Consider the following 20,958-nt stretch of genomic DNA (forward strand, 5'->3'; position numbering starts at 1 on the left):
CCCCCGTCCTCCTCCCCCGTTCCGCTCACAAGTCCGCCGGGTCCGGCGGCGGGAACTCCACCGTGACCGCCAGCCCGCCCTCAGGACCCGGCACCGTGGTCACCTCCGCGCGGTGCGCGGCGGCGACGGCGCCGACGATGGACAGCCCCAGCCCGTAGCCGCCGCCGGCCGCCCGCGGCTGCAGCCGCTGGAACGGCTCGTACAGGTCGGGGATGCGCTCCGCGGGGATCACCGGGCCGCTGTTGACCACCCGCAGCATCGGATAGCCCGTCTCCTGGACGTCCGTGGCGACCCGCACCCAGCCGCCGGGCGGCGTGTAACGCAGCGCGTTCTCCACCAGGTTGCCGGCGAGGCGGGCGATGAGGCGTCCGTCGCCCGAGGCGACCGCGGGGCGCAGCGAGGAGTGCAGGTCCAGCTTGCCGGGCGCGGCCCGGGTGCGGTCGTGCAGCACCTCCCGTACCACCCGGGCGAGGTCGACGGGGCCGGCGGCGACCAGCCCGCTCTGGCTGCCTGCCAGCGTCAGCAGGGCCTCGATCAGCCGCTCCTGCTCCTCCCCCGCGGCGACGACCCGCTCGCACACCGCCCGCAGCGACGCCGCGTCCGCGCCCGGACGGGAGAGCGCCACCTCGACCATCGCGCGCTGGAGCGTCAGCGGCGTGCGCAGTTCGTGGGAGGCGTTGGCGACGAACCGGCGCTGGGCCTCGAACGCGGCGTCCAGCCGGGACAGCAGCCCGTCGAAGGTGTCGCCGAGGTCCTTCAGCTCGTCGTCGGGGCCCGCTATGGCCAGCCGCGCGTGCAGGTTGTGCTCGGAGATGCGCCGGGCCCGGCCCGCCATGATCCGCACCGGCCGCAGCACCCGGCCGGCCATCACCCAGCCCAGGGCGACGGAGACGGCGGTCATCAGGGCGAGCGCGATGCCGGACTGGGCGAGCAGGGCCTGCAGCGCGGCCTCGTGGCGCTCGGTGGCCACGTGCTGGATGTCCGGGTCGCTCCCGCCGCCGGTCTGGGTGGAATCGAATGTGACGAGGACGCCCTTGGTGGCGTTGCCGCGGGCGACGAGCGCGTACGTGATGGCCAGCAGCGCGACGCCGGAGACGAGGAACAGCGCGCCGTACAGCAGCGTCAGCCGGAGCCGGACGGTCCAGCGGAGCCGGCGGCCGGCGCGGCGGGCGGGCTCAGATGCGGTATCCGGCATGGGGGACGGTCTCGATCACCGGCGGGTCGCCGAGCTTGCGGCGCAGCCTGCTGACGGTGACCTTCACGGCGTTGGTGAACGGGTCCGCGCCGCCGTCCCAGGCCCGTTCGAGAAGCTCCTCGGCGGAGACCACGGCGCCCTGCGCGGACAGCAGCAGCTCCAGCACCGCGAGTTCCTTACGGGACAGTTCGAGCCGGCGCCCGCCGCGGCTGGCGAGGTGCTGCGCGGGGACGAGGGTCAGGTCGCCGCGGGTGAGGACCGGCGGCACCGCGTTCGGCGGGCGCCGGCCGAGGGCGCGGATGCGGGCGATCAGCTCGGCGAAGGCGAAGGGTTTGGTCAGGTAGTCGTCGGCGCCGAGGCCGAGGCCGTCGACGCGGTCGGCGACGGTGATGGAGGCGGTGAGCATCAGCACCCGGGTGCGACTGCCGTGCCGGGTCAGCACGCGGCACACCTCGTCGCCGTGGAGCCGGGGCAGGTCGCGGTCGAGCACGATCACGTCGTACTCGCTGCTCGTGGCACGGTCGATGGCTTCCTGGCCGTCGTACGCGAGGTCCGTGTCCATGCCGTCCTCGCGCAGTCCGGTGGCGACGGTCTCGGCCAGCTCCCGGTGGTCCTCCACGATCAGCACGCGCATGCCGTCAGCGTGCCGGAGACCGCGTAAGCCCCCGGTAACAGCCGAGGTCACAGGGCTGGGCGGCGCGAAGGCGGAGCCCCCGCTGCTCGGGGGGACAGCAGGGGCACCGCGGTCTGCGTGGACGGATCCACGTATCGGTGCACCGTGGCGCCTTCCCCGGTCGGTGCACCGGGACGTCAGGTGGTGGCCAGCGCCTCGGTGGGAGGCAGCCGGGCGGCGCGCACCGCCGGGTAGAACCCCGCGAGGCCGCCGATGAGGAGCGTGGCCCCGATGCCGCCGGCCATCGCCCATATCGGCACCACCGTCGCCCAGTCCTGGGACGTGGCGTAGCCGACGGTCACGCCGATGCCCAGGACGACGCCGCCGAGGCCGCCGAGCGCGGACAGCAGCAGCGCCTCGCAGAGGAACTGGCTGCGGATCTGGCCGCGGGTGGCGCCCAGCGAGCGGCGCAGGCCGATCTCGGAGCGGCGTTCGAGGACGGAGATGACCATGGTGTTGGCCACGCCCACGCCGCCGACGATCAGCGCCACCCCGCCGAGTCCCAGCAGCAGGCCGCTGAGGGTCTCGTCGGTGGCCTCCTTGGCCGCCAGGGCGTCGGAGGGGCGGGAGACCGTGGCCTCGTTCGGGTTCTCGGGGTTGGCGGTGGCGCCGAGGACCGACTGCACGTCCGCGACGGCGGATTCGTCGGTGCGGGTGTAGATCGTCGTCGGGGTGCCGGCGAAGCCCAGCTCGTCCTCGGCGACGTCCCAGCCGACCAGCGCGGCCGAGTCCAGCTCGGGCACCAGCTCGTTGTACGCCGTGAGGCCCACGACCGTGAACCACCTGCCGCCCAGCCACACCTGCGCGTCGGGCCCCGCCTCGTAGATCCCGAGCTGCTCGGCGGCCTTGGGGCCGAGGACCACCGCGGGGTAGCGGCTGTTCGCGTCGTTCAGCCAGCGTCCTTCGGTGATCTGCAGCCCCACGGACTCCGGCAGGTCGACGCGGGCCGCGCTGACGCTGAGGCCGCCGGTCTGCTCCTCCGGGATCCGGTCGTTGCGGAAGACGTTGGCGTCGACCCGTCCGACGGCGGAGACGTTCCCGACCTCCGGGATGGCCCCGATCATGCCCACGGACTCCGCCGGCAGGCTGGCCTCGGAGCCCGAGAACGACTGCCCGGGGGTGACGGTGAGCAGATTGGTGCCCAGCGCGTTCAGCCGGCGGTCCAGATCCTCCGTGGAGGAGGTGGAGATGCCGACGACGCCGATCATCGCGGCGATGCCGATGGCGATCCCGAGCGCGGAGAGGAAGACCCGCATGGGGCGCGAGCGCAGCCCCGAGCCCCCGACCCGCAGCATGTCCGCCGGGGTCATCCGGGCGGGCTTCGGCGGGGTGGGCGGCGGCGGTACGGGCGGCTGCGCGCGGTCCAGCTCCGCCGCCGCGTGCGGCGCGGTCATCGGACGGCCTCCTGGGAGAGCCGGGCGGCCGGGAGGGCCGCGACGGGGGCGGAGTCGTGCTCGATGCTGCCGTCCTTGAGGCGGACTTCGCGGGGCAGGGAGGCGGCGATGTCGCGGTCGTGGGTGATGACGACGACGGTGGTGCCGGCCTCGTGGAGCTGGTGCAGCAGCTCCATCACGACCGCCCCGGAGCGGGAGTCGAGCGCGCCGGTGGGCTCGTCGGCGAGCAGCAGGGGCGGGTCGCCGAGGACCGCGCGGGCGATGGCGACGCGCTGCTTCTCGCCGCCGGAGAGCTGGTGCGGCTCGTGGTAGAGGCGGTGGCCCAGGCCCACGCGGCGCATGGCACGCTCGGCGAGGCGGCGCCGCTCGGCGCGGGTCCGGCCGCTGTAGAGCAGCCCGTCGGCGACGTTGTCGAGCGCCGGGACGCCGGGGGCGAGGTGGAACTGCTGGAAGACGAAGCCGATCGTGCCCGCCCGCAGGGCCGACAGCTCCCGGTCGCCGAGCCGGTCGATGTCGTGGCCGTCGATGCGGACGGTGCCCGCGGAGGGGCGGTCGAGCGTCCCCATGATGTTGAGCATGGTGGACTTGCCCGAGCCGGACGGGCCGACGACGGCCAGCAGCTCGCCGCGCCGGATGACGACGTCGGCGGAGCGGAGGGCGGCGACGTCCCCGTAGGTCTTGGTGACCCCGGTCAGCTCGACCACCGGATGGGACGTGACGGTCACTTCGGAACCCCCACGGACATGCCTTCCTCGATGCCGTCGCCCGTGATCTCGACGAGCCCGTTGGCGAACATGCCCAGCTCGACCGGCACGGACTCCGTGCTCCCGCCCGCGGTGACCTTCTGCACCGCGTAGCCCCCGCCCTGCCGGGCGACCAGTGCGTTCACGGGCACCGCGAGCACGTCGTCGCGGGTGTCCGCCTTGAGCACCACGTCGACAGGCGCGGCCTGGTAGCGGCCGAGCTTGTCCTGCTCGCCGACGGTCAACTGCAGGGGCAGCGTGGACTCCTGGTCCTCCTCGCCCTGGCCGCCGGCGTCGCCGGAGCCGGAGCCCGAGGCGGCGGGCGGGGTGCCGATGTCGGTCACCTTGCCGTCCACGGTGGTGCCGTTGGGCAGTTCGACCTCGGCCTTGGTGCCGACCCGTACGAGATCCTCGAACTGCGCGTCCAGCTCCACGGAGACGACCCGCTCGGTGCCGGTCCAGTCGAGGACCGCGCCCTCGGCCTTGGCGCCGGGCCAGGTCTGCAGCGCGGCGACGCGCCGGGCGCTCTCCGCGGTCACGGCGTCGCCGGCCTCGACGACGCCGGTCTGCTCCCGGCCCATGTCCTCCTGCCAGGCGGAGACCGCGTCGGCGGTGTCCGGGCTGTACGTCTCGTCGACGGTGAACCCGGTGTAGCCGAGCTTGTCGAGGTTGCGTTCCAGCAGCTTGACATCGCCGCCCTCGCTGCCGTCCGACAGCGTGCGGTACAGCGGGGTGTCGCCGTAGAACAGCGGGACCTTCTCGCCGTCGACGCTGTACACGGTATCGCCGCGCTTGATCGTGGAGCCCTCGTTGGGCGTCCAGGTGACGATCCCGGCGCCCGCGTCCGCGGCGTCGCCGCCGGAGCCGGCCGCGGTTCCGCCGCCGCCTGCCGGCTGGCCGGTGCCGGTGTCCGCGCCGGGGTCGGCACCGCCGGCCGCCGGGGCGATGGCCTCGACGGTGGACACGTCGCCGTAGCCCAGGGTGCCGGCTACGGTCTCGCTGCTGGTGAGCGTCGTCCGTTTCACCTCGGCCGTCGCGGCCGGTCCCGAGGGGCCGGCGGCGGGCTCTTCCGAGTCCTCGCCGCCGAGCGCGCCGGTGGCGGCGAGCCCCGCCGCCGCGGCGGCGCCGATCGCGATCACCACGATCAGCGCCATCCGCAGCTTGCGGCTCCTGCGTGCCGGCTCGGGGCCGCTCGGCGCGCCGTCGCCTTCGGCGGGCGGGGCCGCGCCGGCGACTTCGCCGCCGGGACCGCCCCCCTCGGGGTCGCCGCCCGCGGTGAGCGGCCCGGGCGGGCGGACTTCCAGCGCGCCCGGCGGCCGTTCCCGCAGGTTCAGCTCCTCCGTCTCCTCCCGGCTGGTCACTGCGGGCCCCCGCCGATCCGCATCCCGCCGCCGGGGTACTTGTCCTGGCACGCCTGCCTGGCGGGCTCGAACGTCGTCGGGTCGGCGGCACCGATGTCGACGACCATGCTGTTGCCCTCGATCTCCGGGTCGGGGAAGTCGGGCACGCCGTTCTGGCGGATGCACTCGGCCCACTCCGCGACCTTCTCGGAGTCCAGCGGCTCACCGCCGTTGGGGCCGCCCTGGCGCTGCGGCTGCTTGTCGCGGCAGGCTTCCTCCGCGGCCTTGAACTCGGCGGACTCCGGGTCGAAGCCGCCCTGGTTGAACATGACGCCGCCGGTGTCCTGCACCGGGTCCTTGAACTCCGGCACCCCGTTGTCACGCATGCACTGCGCGTACTCGACCGCCTGGTCGAACGGGCTGCCCGGAGAGGCGGACGTGCCGCCGTCGGAGGAGGCGGCCTCGGAATCGTCGGAGCACCCCGCCAGCACGACGCTGACGACGAGTGCGGACGAGGCGAGCAGGGTCTGCGCGAATGCGCGTTTGCGTGTGGTGAACATGGGCCCAAGTTCTACGCGAGCGCCGGTCACAGGGCGGATACAGAACGCCGCCGACGAAGGGCGCCGGCGGCGGCCTTGATGAGAATTCCATGAATGGCGTTCTGTCGGCGGTGCTCAGCGCGCCGCGGGGGCGCGCTTTATCCTCAGAAGAACTTCAGGCAAGACTGCCCGAACCGGTAGTCGTGTCGGCCCTTTCGGTGCCGGCGGCACCGTCGGAGTCCTCGCTCCCGGCCCCGTCGTGCAGCGAGATGGCCCGCCCGGGGCACCGGCCGGCGGCGGCGCGTACGGACCTGGCGAGCGCGGGGCCGGGGCGCGCGGTGGTGAGCAGCACCTTGCCGTCGTCCTCGGACTGGTCGAAGACCGCGGGCACATGCATCATGCAGAGCCCGGCCCCCACGCACCTGGCGCGGTCGACCCGTATCTCCATCGTCGTCTCCTCCCCGGCCGCCGGTCACCAGGCGACCGGCAGCCGCTCCAGGCCGTAGGCGGTCGTGTGCAGCCGGAACGGCACCTCCGCGGCCGGCGCGGCGAGGCGCAGGCGCGGGAAGCGGCGCAGCAGCGCCGTGTAGCCGATGCCGAGTTCCATGCGGGCGAGCGCGGCGCCCAGGCAGTGGTGGATGCCGTGGCCGAAGGCGAGGTGGGCGGCGGGCCCGCGGGCGGGGTCGAAGCGGTCGGGGTCCGCGGTCAGGGCCGGGTCGCGGTTGGCCGTGGGCAGGGAGACGACGACGTGTTCGCCCGCCCTGACGAGCTGTCCGCCGACGGTGACGTCCTCCAGGGCGGTGCGGGGCGTGGGCGCGTGCGGCACGGTCAGGTAGCGCAGCAGTTCGTCGACGGTACGGTCCACGGCCCCCGGGTCCGCCCGGATCTCGGCGAGCCTGCCGGGGTGTTCGAGCAGCACCAGGGTGCCGAGGCTGAGCATCCCGGAGACGTTGTCGAGGCCGGCGAGCATCAGGAGCACGCAGACGCCGCGGAGTTCCTTGTCGGTGACGTCGGCTCCGTGGTCCCGTACGAGCATGCCGAGGAACCCGTCGTCCGGGTCCCGGCGCTGCCCGGCGACCAGGGCGGCGAGGTAGCGCGAGAAGGCGGCGCCGGCGGCGGCCCGCGCCTGCCGGCCGCGGCCCTGGTCGAGGTGGTGACGGGCGCGGCGCAGGAACGCGTCGCGATCGTCGCGGGGGACGCCGATCAGCTCGCAGAGCACCGCGCCGGAGACGGGGGTGGCGAACTGCTCCACGAGATCGGCGGGCGGTCCCGCGCGCTCCACGGCGTCGAGGCGGCCGGCGACGATCTCCTCGATCCGCGGGCGGAGGCGGCGGACCCGGCGGACGGTGAACTCCGGGGTGAGCATCTTCCTCAGCCGGGTGTGCTCGGGCGGGTCGTAGTCCATGAGCTGCCCGATCATGTCGTCCGGGCGGTGGTCGTCGGGGTACGTCCCGTCGGCGCGCGCCGCGCGGCCGAAGCGGCGGCGGGTGGAGAACCGGACGTGGTCGCCGAGGACCTGGCGTACCTCGTCGTATCCGGTGACCAGCCAGACGTACTCCTCGCTGTCGCCGGGACCGACGTCGATCCTGGTGACGGGCCGTTCCGCGGCGATCGCGCGCAGCTCGGCGGCGGGGTCGAAGCGCGTTCTGCGGGTGTGGGCGGGCGCGGGCCCGGGGCGGCGTGGCATCGGCTCGCCTACCAGGTGACCGGCAGCGCTTCGACGCCGTAGTTGGGCGCGAGCGTCCGGTAGCGCAGTTCTTCCGGCGGTACGGCCAGGCGCAGCCCGGGGAAGCGGTGCAGCAGCCGCGGGAGCGCGATCCTGAGCTGCACACGGGTCAGCGGGGCGCCGAGGCAGTAGTGGATGCCGTGGCCGAAGGCCATGTGGGAGGTGACCTCGCGGGTGATGTCGAAGCCGTCATGTCCTGCGCCGTCCCTGGCGGCGCGGTTGACGGCGAGCAGGGAGCAGACCACGACGTCGCCCTTCTTGATCACCGCGTCGCCTACGGGCACGTCGGCGAGGGCGGTGCGCGGCGAGGAGGTGGCGATCACGGAGACGTACCGCAGCAGTTCCTCCATCGCGCGGTCGGTCAGCTCCGGCTTCTCCAGCAGGAGCGCGAGCTGGTCGGGGTGGCCGAGCAGCAGCATGGTGCCGAGGCCGAGGGTGCCGGCGACGTTCTCGTATCCCGCGGCCATCAGCGAGGTGCCGATGCCGGTCAGCTCGGTGTCGCTGACGTCGTCGCCGTGCTCGCGGATCAGCATGCCGAGCAGGTCGTCGCCGGGGTCGCGGCGCTTGCGCGCGACGAGCTGGCTCATGTAGCCGACGTACGCCTTTCCCGCGGTCATCTGCTGTGTGCGGCTGCGGTTGCCGGCCCGGCTGATGTCGAGGTTGCGGGCCAGCTCCGCCTGGTCGTCGCGGGGCACGCCGAGCAGCGCGCAACTGACGAGCCCGGGGATGGGCCAGGCGAAGTGGCGCATGAAGTCGGCGGGCCGTCCCGCGCGTTCGAGGGCGTCGAGGCGCTCGGCGACGATCTCCTCGATGAAGGGCTCCAGCCTGCGCATCCGCCGGTTGGTGAACTCGGGGGTGAGCATCTGGCGCAGCCGGGTGTGGTCCGGCGGGTCGTACTGCAGGAGGTTGCCCTCCTGGATCTGGCGCCGCCGGTCCTCCTCGGTGTCGGCGGGCGGCATGGTGCTGAAGCGGTCGGCGTCGCCGAGGATCCGGCGCACCTCGGCCTGGCCGGTGGCAACCCAGTCGCGCGGGGTTTCGAGCAGCGGCGTCTCCCGACTCATCCGGCGCAGCTCGGGCAGGGGTTCGAGACCGTCCCTGCGGTTGTGTACGGGAATCTCGGGTGACTTGACCATGCGCGCGCTCCTTCTCCCTGAATTCGTGCGTCATTTCTGCACGCCGCCGAGCCTGAGGGCGCGCTTTTCCGGGCCGCACCGCGGGATGCGGAATCCGGGTTGCCGGATTCCGTATCCCGCAATGCCACGCTCATTTCTCCGTGGTCCCGCCGGGAATGCCCAGTCGCTCGGCGAGAATGTGGCCGATGTGCGCCGCGGGGGCGGATTTCAGCATTCCGAAGTGGTCGGCCCCGATCTCGTGCGGCTCGACGTTTCCAGCTACGTACGGCTTCCAGCTCTCGACGGCGTCGGCGACGGGGAGCCCTGCCGGGCGGTCCTCGGTGGCGACGAAGAGCAGCAGGTCGCCCGTCGTACGGCGCGGGGTGTGCTCGGGGGCGAACCCGGCCGAGTTGCGCATGACCTGGTCCATCCGCGAGCGCAGCCGGCCGCTGACCCCGGGCACCGCGGCTTCGTCGCCGCCGGGGCCGAGGAGCCGGCCCCGCGGGGCGGAAGCGGCGGCGGCGCGGCCGGCGGCGTCCTCGTTGGAGAAGAGCGAGGTGCCGGCCCCGCCGTCGGGGTACGCGTCCAGCAGCGCGAGCAGTTCCACGCGCTCGCCCTGCTCCTCCAGCCGGGCCGCGACCGCCTGCGCGAGCATGCCGCCGAAGGACCAGCCGAGCAGGTGGTACGGGCCCTCGGGCTGCACGGTCCGCATCTCGTCGGCGTAGTCGGCGGCCATCTCGGCGACGCTCTTCGGCATCGGCTCGGGCCCGGCGAGGCCGCGCGCCTGGATGCCGTACACCGGCCGGTCCCGCGGGAGGTGCGGCACGAGGACCGCGTAGCTCCAGGCGAGTCCGGTGGCGGAGTGCACGCAGAACAGCGGCGCGCCGCTGCCCTCCTGTCGCAACGGGAGCAGCACGCCGAGGTCGCCGCCGCCCTCGGGGCGGCGGGCCTGCGCGAGCGCCGCGTCGTGCTCCTCGGCCTGCCGGTCGCGTACGGTCAGCAGACCCGCGGTGCTCCACCTGGCGCGCTCGCCGGTACGCAGCATCCGCTCCCCCGCCGGGCCGTACGGGCAGGCCACGAAGTGCTCGCCGGTGAGCCGGGTGCTGCCGTGGTAGCCCCGGGCGAGGGTGGCGCCGGCGACGTACAGGTCGCCGACGGCGCCGGGCGGGACGGGGCGGAGCCGGTCGTCGAGGACGTAGGCGCGGGTGTGGGGACCCAGGCTGCCGGTGGGCACCTCGGGGGGCAGGGGCGCGCCGGGGGCGGTGCGGTGGTGCAGCCAGGGCCCCGCGGTGCCGGCCGGGCCGTAGCCGGTGACCAGCGCGGCGTCCGGGTGCCGGGCGCGCCATTCGCGGGCGTCGACGTCGGAGGCGGCGGCGCCGTCCTCGATGACGGTGACCTCCGCGAACGACGGGTCGCCTGCGGGCAGTTCCGCCAGGGTCCAGAGCAGGTCGCGGGTGGTGAGCGCGCGGTGGGCGGCGCGGGGGTCGGGCTTGCCGATCAGGACGCTCTCGCCGGCGCAGAGCGCGCGGAGCAGCGGGGTGACCATGGCCTCGACGGGGGCCCGTTCGTCCAGGGTCAGGTGCCGCGGGCCCTCGTCCGCCGCGCGGTCCGGGACCTCGTCGGCTCCGTCCGCGAGGTGGCCGACCAGCGAGCGGTGCTCGACCACGACGCCCGCGGGCACGCCGTGCGGCGTCGTGGAGTCCAGCAGCAGCGCGGCGTGGCCGGGGCGCGGCACCGCGGTGCCCGTCTCACCGTCGGGTCCCGGTCCCGCGTACGTGCCGCGGGCGGCGGCCAGGACGGGATTGCCGAGGGGGACGACCGTCATCGCGTGGTCGGCGGGCAGCAGTCCTGCGGTGGTCGCGGTGCAGATCAGCGCGCCGGGCCGGTGGCCGCGCAGCGGTGCGAGCGCCTGCATCGGCCGGTCGGGGCCGGTGAACAGGCAGGCGGCGCCGGCCTTCAGCACCCCGAGGAGCGCGACGGCGAGCCGGGCGCCCAGCGGCAGCGCCACGGCGACGACGTCCTCCGCGCCGACGCCGCGGGCGGCCAGCCGGCGGGCGAGCATCCCGGAGGCGGTGTCCAGCGCCCCGTACGTCAGCGCGCCGTCCTGGTCGGTGACGGCGACGGCGTCGGGGGTGCGGGCCGCCCGGCCGGCGAGGAGGCCGACGACGGTGGTGTCCGGCCGCGGGGCCGCGGTGTCGTTCCACTCCCGTACGAGCCGGTGGTGCTCTGCCGGGTCCAGCAGCACGTCGACGTCGCCGAGGCGTACGTCCGGGTCGTCCGCGACCTGCCGCAGCACGCGCACGAGGCGGCGGGCGAGCGCGGCGGCGGTGTCCGCGTCGAACAGCTCGGCGGCATAGCGCAGATGGCCGTCGAGGCCGTCCCCTGAGCCGTCCGCGCGATACCACTCGCAGAGGCTCACCGACAGGTCCAGCTCGGACGCGGCGGGGCCGAGGTCGAGGCGGCCGGTGCTCAGCCCGGGCAGCTCGGAGGTGTCCTCCTCGCCGGTGGTGCCGTCGCGCACGTCGAGCATGACCTGCACGACGGGGTGCCGCGCCGCGGACGGCGGCAGCTCCAGCACGTCGACCAGGCGCTCGAACGGCAGGTCCTGGTGGCGGCGCGCTTCGAGGTTCGCCTCCCGTACGCGGCCGAGGAGTTCGCGGAAGGTGGGGTCGCCCGAAGTGTCGGTGCGCAGCGCGACCGGGCCGGCGAAGGGGCCCACCACGCCCTCCAGCGCGCCCTCCTCGTCCCGCCGCGGCAGCAGCGCGCCCACGGTGATGTCGGTGCCCGCGCCCAGCCGGGTGAGCAGCAGCGCCAGCGCCGCCTGCACGACGGTGAACGCGCCTTCGCCGGCCTCGTCGAGCTCCGTCAGCCGCTCGTGCACGTCGCCCTCGACACGCAGCGGCACCTGTCCGGTACGGTGCGTCGCGAGCTGGGGCCGCGGCCGGTCCGCGGGCAGCCGCAGCTCCGGGGCGAGCCCGGCGAGGGTGTCCTTCCAGTACGCCAGTTGGTCGCTGATCAGGCTCTCCGGGTCGTCCTCGCCGGCGAGGAGTTCGCGTTCCCAGAGCGCGTAGTCGGCGAACTGCAGCGGCAGCGGCGCGCGTTCGGGGGTACGCCCCTCGCGGCGCGCCCCGTACGCCGCCGACAGGTCGCGCAGCATGACGTCGAGCGACTCGTCGTCGGCGGCGATGCGGTGCACGACGAGGAGCAGGATGTGCTCCGTCTCCGACAGGGTGAACAGGGTCTGCGTCCACGGCGCTTCGACGGTGAGGTCGAAGGCGTGCGCGGCGCGGGCCGCCAGCAGCTCCGGCAGCTCCGCCTCGGTGGCGGGGACGACCTCGGGCGCGGGCCGCGCGGCGGCCGGGCCGAGGACGCGCTGCCACAGGTCGGCGCCGCCTTCGGCGGCGAAGGTGGTGCGCAGCGCGTCGTGGCGGGCCGCGACGTCGCCGAGTGCCGCGCGGAGCGCGTAGCGGTCCAGCTCCCCGGTGAGGCGCAGCGCGACGGACGTGCGGTACGCGGCGGAGTCCTCGGCGAGCCGGGACATCAGCCACGTGCGCACCTGGCCGGCGGACGCCGGCACTTCGTCCGGGTGCTCGACGGCGCGCAGCGCGGGGCGGGTCTTGGACGCCAGCATGCGCGTCACGCCCACGGGGGTGGGGGAACCGAAGAACTGCCGCATGTTCAGCTCGGTGCCGAAGTCCTCCCGGATCCGGCCGGCGAGGCGCATCGCGAGGCCGGAGTCGCCGCCGAGGTCGAAGAAGCTGTCGTCGGCGCCGACCCGTTCGACGCCGAGGACGTCGGCGAAGAGCGCGCACAGCGCCTCCTCGGTCTCGCCCTCGGGTGCACGGCCGGTGGCGCGCTCGGCGAAGTCGGGGGCGGGCAGGGCGGCGCGGTCGAGCTTGCCGCTGGGCGTCAGCGGCAGGCTCTCCAGGGCGAGCACGGCGGCGGGCAGCATGTGCGCGGGCAGCCGGGCGGCGGCGTGGGCGCGCACCGCGTCGATGTCCGCCTCCCGGCCGCCGGGGACGACGTAGGCGGCGAGCCTCTTGTCGCCGGGCCGGTCCTCGCGTACGACGACGGCGGCGCGGGACACGTCGGGGTGGGCGGCGAGGACGGCTTCGATCTCGCCGGGTTCGACACGGAAGCCGCGGATCTTGACCTGCTCGTCGGCGCGGCCGCGGAAGGCCAGTTGTCCGTCGGGCGTCCAGGCGGCGAGGTCGCCGGAGCGGTACATGCGTGTGCCGGGTTCGAAGGGGCAGGCGACGAAGCGTTCTGCGGTGAGCCCGCCGCGGCCGATGTAGCCGCGGGCCAGGCCCGGTCCCGCGATGTACACCTCACCGGCGACGCCCTGCGGCACGGGCCGGAGGAAGTCGTCGAGCACGTAGGTGCGGGTGTTGCCGATGGGGCGGCCGATGGGGGGCGGCGGGTCGGCGGGGGTGAGGTCCGCGTCGAGGGGGGTGGCGGTGGTGATGACGGTGGCCTCGGTCGGGCCGTACGTGTTCCACACCTTGGCCTGGCCGGTCCAGCGGGACGCCAGGTCGGCGGTGAGCAGTTCGGCGCCCAGCACCCAGTTCCGTACACCCGTGACCGCGGCCGGGTCGAGGGCGCTCATGAGGGACGGCACCACGCTGGCCACGGACACCCCGGCGCTACGGACCATCCCGGCCAGCGCCGCGGGCTCCACACGCTCCTCGTCCGATGCGATCGCCAGCGTGCCGCCCGCCGCCAGCGTGACGGCGACGTCCAGAACCGCGGCGTCGAAGCTGAACGACGCGAACTGCAGCGCCGTCACGTCCTCCGCCATCCCCAGGACCGGCCGCATCGCCTCGGCCAGGTTCGCCGGGCCGCGGTGGGGCACCGCGACGCCCTTGGGGCGGCCCGTGGATCCGGAGGTGTAGATCACGTACGCAAGCTGCCCCGGCTCCGGCACCGTGCCCAGCGGCTCCACCGACTCCGCCGCGATCTCCCCCGCGGCCTCGTCCAGCCGCACCGCACCCTCGGGCGCCAGCTCTCCCGTGCTCAGCACGACCTGCGCCCCGCTGTCGGAGGCCATGAACGCCAGCCGCTCCGCCGGATAAGCGGGATCGAGCGGCACGTACGCGCCCCCGGCCTTCCACACCGCGAGCATCGCCGCGATCATCTCCACGCCCCGCGGCAGGCACAGCCCCACCCGCGACTCCCGGCCCACCCCGAGTCTCTGGAGATACCGCGCCAGCCGATTCGCCCGCGCATCCAGTTCCCCGTACGACAACGCCTCCGCACCACACCGCACGGCCACCGCCTCCGGAGCCCGCCGCGCCCGCGCCTCGAACCGGTCCAGCACCGAACCCGACGGCACCGCCAGCTCCGTCGCGTTCCACCCCGACACCACCGGCGTCCGCTCCCCTGCCGCCAGTACGTCCACGTCTCCCACCCGCACCGACGGGTCCGCCACCACCTGCTCCAGCACCCGCACCACCCGCTGGAAGATCGCCGTGGCGGCGGCGGGGTCGAACAGGTCGGGCCGGTAGTCGAGTTTGCAGCGCAGCCGGTCCCCGGCCGGGGTCACGACCAGCGTCAGCGGGTAGTGCGCCGCGTCCCGGGACATGCCCGACGGGCGGATGGTCAGCGCGTCCGGACCGCCCGCCCCGGCGGGCGGCGGGGGGAAGCTCTCGTAGAGCACCAGGGTGTCGAAGACCGCGCCGGGGCCCGCGAGTCGCTGTACCTCCGGCAGCCCGAGGTGCTGGTGCGCCATCAGCTCCGACTGGCGCCGCTGGAGGCCGGCCAGCAGCTCCGTCACCGGCTGCCCGCCGTCGAGCCGTACGCGCACCGGCAGGGTGTTGAGCAGCAGGCCCACCATCGACTCGACGCCCGCCAGCTCCGCGGGCCGCCCGGCGGCGGTGGCGCCGAAGACGACGTCCGTGCGGCGCGCCAGCCGGGCTAGGACGAGCGACCAGGCGCCCTGCACGACGGTGTTGAGGGTGAGGCCCTCTGCGCGGGCCAGGTCCCGCAGGCCCTTCGTGACGTCCTCGGGGACGTCACCGAAGACGTGCTCGGGGAAGACGGCCGCGCGCGTCGGGTCGGCGGGGACGACGAGCGTCGGTTCGTCGGCTCCCGCCAGCTCCGCCCGCCAGGCGGCGCGCGCCGCATCCTTGTCCTGGCGGCCCAGCCACGCCAGGTACTGGCCGTACGACGGCACCCTCTTCAGCTTCGAGGCGTCGCCCCGGGCGGCGTAGACGGCGGACAGCTCGGTGAGCAGGACGGGCATCGACCAGCCGTCCATGAGGATGTGGTGGAACGTCATCACCAGCCGGTGCCGGTCCGCCCCGAGACGGACGAGGAGGAAGCGCATCAGCGGCGCGCTCGCCAGGTCGATCCGCTCGGCGAGCCGGCGCGCCGTGAGCCGGTCCAGCTCGGCCCTCGCGTCGTCCTCGGTGAGCCCGGACAGATCCTCCTCCCGCCACGGCAGCGCCACGTCACCCGCGATGACCTGCACCATCTTCGCGCCGCTGACCTGCCGGAAGCAGGCGCGCAGCGCGGCGTGCCGGGCGAGGAGCGCCTGCCACGACGCGCGCAGCCGGGCGGGATCCAGGGGACCTTCGATGTCCAGGGCGGACTGCACGGTGTAGACGTCGGGTCCGGTGCCGGCGAGCGCCGCGTGGAAGAGCATGCCTTCCTGCAGCGGCGACAGCGGCCACACGTCCTCGACCAGGGATCGGCTCATCGCACTCTCCTCATCAACGGCTTCGCGCCGGTCGGCCCGGCTGGGACTGCTCGTCGGCGAACGCCGCTTCGAGCTCTTCGATCTGGTTCTGGGCGAGGTCGAGCAGGGGGAAGTCGGAGGGCGTGTGCCCGCCGGCGTCCGGGTCCTCGGTGTGCGCGGCGAGTCCGGCGAGCAGCTCCAGCCAGGCGGCGCCGAGGCGTTCGGCGTCCGCGTCGGCAAGCAGCCCGCTGACCCACGACAGGGTCACCGTCAGCGCCGGGCCCGCGGGCCCGTCCTGCACCACGGCGCCCGCCTCCAGCGCGTGCGCCACGGGCATACCGGCGGCGGCGGAGCCGCCGACCGCGGTCTCGCCGGCCGGCTGCCAGGCCCGTACGGGACCCGCGGGGCCGGCGGCGGGGAAGCGGCCGAGGTAGTTGAAGCCGATCTGCGGCTGCGGCAGCGCCGCCATCACCTCTGCCGTCTCGGGGTTGAGGTGGCGCAGCAGCCCGTGGCCGAGGCCGTCGCCGGGGATCTCCTGCGCCTGTTCCTTGACGGACTTCAGCAGCTCGCCGGCCGCGGCGCCCCCGCCCCGTACGGCGTCGAGGTCGATGCCCGAGGTCCGCAGCCGCAGCGGGTGCACGCCGGTGAACCAGCCCACTGTCCGCGTGAGGTCGAGGTCGCCGACCGGCTCGCGGCCGTGCCCCTCGATGTCCACGAGGACGCCGTCGTGCGCGCCCGGCCGCCACCCCGCGACCGCCCCGGCGAGCGTGGCGAGCAGCACCTCGTGGACGCCGCAGTGGAACACCCCCGGCGTACGGCCGACAAGCGTGGCGGCCTGGTCCGCGGGCACGGTCCAGGAGCGGTTGCGCAGCGTGGGGGCGGTGTCGACCGCCGGATCGAGCGGCCGGTGGCCCAGCGGCGGCTCGGGCTCCCCGAGCAGCGCCGTCCACTGCGCCGGCTCCGCCCGCCGCCGCTCGCTCGCGGCCTCGGCCACGAGGGTGCGGGCCCAGCGGCGGAACGACACCGGGACCGGGTCGAGCACGGGCTCCTCCCCCGCGGCGGCGGCCTCGCACGCGGCCCGGAGGTCGGGCAGCAGGATCCGCCAGGACACCCCGTCGACCACCAGGTGGTGCACGGCGAGTACCACCCGCCCGACCCGGCCGGGGCCGGCGTCCAGCCAGACCGCCTGCACCATCACGCCCGCCGCCGGGTCCAGCCGCGCGACCGCCTCGCGGGCCACGCCGCTCGCCGCCTCGTCGAGGCCGTCGTCGGGCACGCCCACGGCGTCGGTACGGGTCACCAGTCCCGCCGCGTCGTACGTACCGCGCCCGGCGACGACGAGCCGGGGAGCCGCCGCGTCGGACAGGTCCGTGCGGGCCCGCAGCATGTCGTGCGTGTCGAGCAGCGCTCCGAGCCCCGTGGCCAGCACGTCCGCCGTGAGGTCCGCGGGGGCGCCGACGACGGTCCACTGCGCGAACCGGCCGCCCGCGACGCCCTCGCCGAGCCGCCGCATGACCGGGGTCCACGGCACCTCCCCGACGCCCACGTCCGCCACCGCCGGCGCACCGTCCGCCGCCTGCACGACCAGCGCCAGCCGCTCGGGGGTCTTCTCCTCGAAGATCTGCCGTGGCGTCAGCACGTACCCCGCGCGCCGGGCGCGGGAGGCGAGCTGCATCGAGGTGATGGAGTCGCCGCCCAGCGCGAAGAAGCTGTCGTCGGGCCCGACCCGCTCCAGCGCCAGCACCTCGGCGAACAGCGCGCACAGCGCCGCCTCGGCCGCCGTGCCCGGCTCGCGGTCGGAGACCAGCCGGGCGAAGTCGGGGGCGGGCAGCGCCCCGCGGTCCACCTTGCCGTGCGGGGTGAGCGGCATCCGCTCCAGCGGCACGACGGCGGCCGGCACCATGTACTCCGGCAGCCGCTCCCGCACATGCTCGCGCAGCACGGACGGCAGTTCGCCGTCGTCGTACGGTCCTGAGGGGACGACGTACGCGACGAGTCTGCTCTCGCCGGGACGGTCCTGCCGGGCGGCGACCACGGCCTGGGCGACGTCCGGGTGCGCGCCGAGCGCGGTTTCGATCTCGCCCGGCTCGATGCGGTGGCCGCGCACCTTGACCTGCTCGTCGGCCCGGCCGGCGAAGACCAGTTCGCCCTCGCCCGTCCAGCGCGTCAGGTCGCCGGTGCGGTACATCCGCTCGCCGGGCGTGAACGGGCAGGCCACGAACCGCTCCGCGGTCAGCCCGGGACGGCCGCGGTAGCCGCGGGCCAGGCCGGGCCCGGCGACGTACAGCTCGCCGGTGACACCCGGCGCGACCGGCTGCAGGAAGGTGTCGAGGACGTACGCGCGGACGTTCGCCATCGGGGCGCCGATGGGCACGGGGTCGGTGCCGGGCGTCAGCGGGACGCTCATCGTGGCGCAGACGGTGGCCTCGGTGGGGCCGTACGCGTTGACCATCCGCCGCCCCGCAGACCAGCGGCCGACCAGCCCGGGCGGGCACGCCTCACCGGCGACGACGAGGGTTTCGAGGGTGTCCGGCAGTTCGTCGGTAACGGCGGGCACGCTCGGCGGGACCGTCACGTGGGTGGCACCGGCGGCACGGAGGGCCTCGCCCAGGGAGAGGTGCGGCGGCAGTTCACCGGCGGCGGGGACGACGAGCGCCGCACCCGACAGCAACGCCATGCACAGCTCGGAGACGGCGGCGTCGAAGCTCGCCGACGCGAACTGCAGGACCCGAGATTGCGGACCGACCGCGAAGCGGTCGATCTGTGCGCGGGCCAAGTTGCCCAGGCCGCGGTGGGAGACGACGACGCCCTTGGGGGTGCCGGTGGAGCCGGAGGTGTAGATGACGTACGCGGCATGATCGGCCGTCAGCGGACCCCGCCGCTCCTCCGCCCGCAGCACCCCACCCGGATACGCGACCACCTCGGCCGCCACCGCCGGATCGTCCAGCACCACCGCCCGCACGTCCTCCGGCAGTACGTCCCGCGTCGCCACCGTGCACAGGACCACCGCCGGATCGGCATCCCCCAGCACGAACACCACCCGCTCAGGCGGATAGCCGGGATCCACAGGCACGAACACACCCCCGGCCAGCGACACCGCAAGCAACGCCTCGACCAGCAACGCCGACCGCTCCACCACCACCGCCACCCGGACCTCGGGCCCCACCCCCGCCGCCACCAGATACCGGCCCAGCCGCCCCACACGGCCCCCCAGCTCCCCGTACGACAACGACTCCCCACCGGCCACCAACGCCACCGCCCCCGACGACCGCCCCACCTGAACGGAGAACAGCTCGGGCAGTGGTGCGGCCGGCAGCGGGGCCCCGGTGCGGTTCCACTCGCCGGTCACCAGCGCGCGGCCCGCCTCCGTCACGGCGGCCACGCGTCCTACGGGAGCGGCGGGATCGGCGACCAGTTGCGCCAGCACGTGCTCGAAGGAGGCGAGGATGCCCTCCGCGCGGTCGCGGTCGAAGACGTCGGGGCGGTAGATGAAGTCGCCCTGGATGCGCTCGCCGGGGACGGCGATCAGCGTCAGCGGGTAGTGGCCGGTGTCCTCGGTGACGCCCGCGGGGCGGATGGTCAGCGCCTCGGGATCGCGCGGACCGGCGGGCGGCGCCGGGTAGTTCTCGAAGACCACGAGCGTGTCGAACGTACCGCCCGGGCCCGCCGCCTTCTGCACCTCCTGGAGCCCGATGTGCTGGTGCGCCATCAGCGCCACCTGCCGCTCCTGAAGCCCGGTCAGCATGTCGGCCACGCGCTGCGCACCGTCGAGACGGACACGCACCGGCAGGGTGTTGAGGAACAGCCCGATGATCGACTCCACGCCCGGCAGCTCGGGCGGGCGGCCCGCGGCGGTGGCGCCGAACACCACGTCGTCACGGCCCGCGAGCCGCGCCAGCACCAGCGCCCAGGCGCCCTGCACCACGGTGTTCACGGTCACCCCGTGTGCCCGGGCCAGCTCCGCCACACCCGCCGACAGCTCCGCGCCGAACTCGTAGCGCACCCGCTCCGGCAGCACCGGCGCCCGCACCGACTCCGCCGGCACGACGAGCGTCGGTTCGTCGGCCCCGGCCAGCTCCGCGCGCCACGCCCCCCGCGCCGCGTCCTCGTCCTGGCGGGCGAGCCATCCGAGGTAGTCGGCGTACGAGGCGACGGCGGGCAGCCGGCTCCCGTCGCCGGCCGCGGCATAGGCGGCGGAGACCTCGCCGATCAGCAGGGGCAGCGACCAGCCGTCCATGACGATGTGGTGGTTGCCGACCAGGAGCTGGTGCCGGTCCTCGCCGAGACGCACCAGCAGGAACCGCAGCGGCGGCGCGGTGGTGAGGTCGAACCGCTCGGCCCGGTCCTCCTCCGTCAGCCGCCGCAGCTCGCGCGCCGCTTCGGCCGCGTCGAGTCCGGAGAGATCGGCCTCGCGCCAGGGCAGCGGTACGTCGCGGGCGATGACCTGCACCGCCTCGCCCGACGCGAGCCGGTGGAAGCTCGCGCGGAGGATGGGGTGCCGGTCGAGGACCGTCGCCCAGGCGGCGCGGAGCCGGTCGGTGTCCAGCGGGCCGTCGAGCGCGAGGGCGCGGCGGCCCTCGTAGACGTCCGGTCCCGCATCGTCGAAGTCGGCGTGGAACAGCAGCCCTTGCTGGAGCGGCGACAGCGGCCACACGTCGGCCAGCGCGGGCACGGCCGTCTCCAGTTCCGCCACGGCGTCCTGCGTGAGCGCGAGGAGCGGGAAGTCGGAGGGGGTGTGCCCGCCCGCGGCCGGGTGCGCGGCGTGGGTGGCGAGACCGGCGATCATGCGCAGCCAGGTGGCGCCCAGGCGGTCGGCGTCCGCGTCGTCCAGCAGCCCGCCCGCCCAGGAGAGCGTCAGTGTGAGCTCCGGTCCGTCGGGCCCGTCCTGGACGACCGCCCCCGCCTCCAGGGCGTGCGCCACCGGCATGTCGGGGGCGACGGAGCCGCCGAGGGCGGTGTCGCCGGCGGGCTGCCACGCACGTACGGACGAAGCCGGCGCGGGGGCGGGGAAGCGGCCGAGGTAGTTGAAGCCGATCTGCGGCCGCGGCAGCGCGGCCATGGCGTCGGCGGTCTCGGGGTTGAGATGCCGCAGCAGGTCGTGCCCGAGGCCGTCGCCGGGGATCGCCCGGACCTGCTCCTTCACGGACTTCAGCAGACTGCCGGCGGCGGCGCCTCCGGCAAGGGCGTCATCGAGGCGTGCGCCGGAGACGTCGACGCGCACCGGGTGGGAGCTGGTGAACCAGCCCACCGTGCGCGACAGATCCACGTCCCCTTCCGACTCGCGGCCGTGCCCTTCGATGTCGACGAGCACGCCGTTGTCCGTCGTGTCGGGGCGCCAGTGGACGACGGCCCCGGCGAGGGTCGCCAGCAGCACTTCGTGCACCCCGGTGTGGAACGCGGCCGGTACCCGCCCGGCGACGAGGGCGGCCTGGGCGGCGGGCACGGTCCACTCCCGGCGGCGCTGAGTCGCGGCGGTGTCGGTGGTGGGGTCGAGGGGGCGGTGGCCGAGGGGTGGTTCGGGGGTGGCGAGGAGGTCGGTCCAGGGCTGGAGTTCGTCGGT

Annotated in this window: 11 protein-coding genes; all 11 read right to left on the bottom strand. The window is 75.0% G+C overall.

Annotation, left to right across the window (positions count from 1 at the left end; genetic code table 11):
* Positions 1-25 precede the first annotated feature (25 nt).
* Entirely contained in the window at positions 26-1,195 is a 1,170-nt protein-coding gene (locus FB457_RS25220; protein WP_047019299.1) for a sensor histidine kinase, read from the bottom strand.
* A complete protein-coding gene (locus FB457_RS25225; RefSeq protein WP_145783392.1) occupies positions 1,176-1,829 on the bottom strand; it encodes a response regulator transcription factor in 654 nt (217 codons plus the stop codon). The genes FB457_RS25220 and FB457_RS25225 overlap by 20 nt, the downstream gene beginning before the upstream one ends.
* Before the next feature lie 176 nt (positions 1,830-2,005).
* Positions 2,006-3,262, bottom strand: a complete 1,257-nt coding sequence (locus FB457_RS25230; RefSeq protein WP_047019297.1) for an ABC transporter permease — start codon at positions 3,260-3,262, stop codon at positions 2,006-2,008.
* Positions 3,259-3,987 (bottom strand): ABC transporter ATP-binding protein, encoded by a 729-nt coding sequence (locus FB457_RS25235; protein ID WP_047019296.1) that lies wholly within the window; start codon positions 3,985-3,987, stop codon positions 3,259-3,261. Before FB457_RS25235 ends, FB457_RS25230 begins: the two co-directional genes overlap by 4 nt.
* Positions 3,984-5,366, bottom strand: coding sequence for a peptidoglycan-binding domain-containing protein (locus tag FB457_RS25240; protein WP_145783395.1), 1,383 nt, complete (start codon positions 5,364-5,366; stop codon positions 3,984-3,986). Before FB457_RS25240 ends, FB457_RS25235 begins: the two co-directional genes overlap by 4 nt.
* Positions 5,363-5,905: a hypothetical protein gene (locus tag FB457_RS25245; protein ID WP_047019294.1), complete on the bottom strand. Its 543-nt coding sequence runs from the start codon at positions 5,903-5,905 to the stop codon at positions 5,363-5,365. The genes FB457_RS25240 and FB457_RS25245 overlap by 4 nt, the downstream gene beginning before the upstream one ends.
* Before the next feature lie 154 nt (positions 5,906-6,059).
* Positions 6,060-6,332: a ferredoxin gene (locus FB457_RS25250; protein ID WP_047019293.1), complete on the bottom strand. Its 273-nt coding sequence runs from the start codon at positions 6,330-6,332 to the stop codon at positions 6,060-6,062.
* 24 nt (positions 6,333-6,356) lie between these two features.
* A complete protein-coding gene (locus tag FB457_RS25255) occupies positions 6,357-7,571 on the bottom strand; it encodes a cytochrome P450 (protein ID WP_047019292.1) in 1,215 nt (404 codons plus the stop codon).
* Between the two features lie 8 nt (positions 7,572-7,579).
* Positions 7,580-8,743: a cytochrome P450 gene (locus FB457_RS25260; RefSeq protein ID WP_047019291.1), complete on the bottom strand. Its 1,164-nt coding sequence runs from the start codon at positions 8,741-8,743 to the stop codon at positions 7,580-7,582.
* Between the two features lie 130 nt (positions 8,744-8,873).
* Entirely contained in the window at positions 8,874-15,419 is a 6,546-nt protein-coding gene (locus tag FB457_RS25265; RefSeq protein WP_486589129.1) for a non-ribosomal peptide synthetase, read from the bottom strand.
* Between the two features lie 13 nt (positions 15,420-15,432).
* Positions 15,433-20,958, bottom strand: a 5,526-nt coding sequence (locus tag FB457_RS25270; RefSeq protein ID WP_486589130.1) for a non-ribosomal peptide synthetase family protein, incomplete at its 5' end; no start/stop codon positions are given.

It is taken from the genome of Streptomyces sp. CNZ287, from assembly GCF_007827615.1.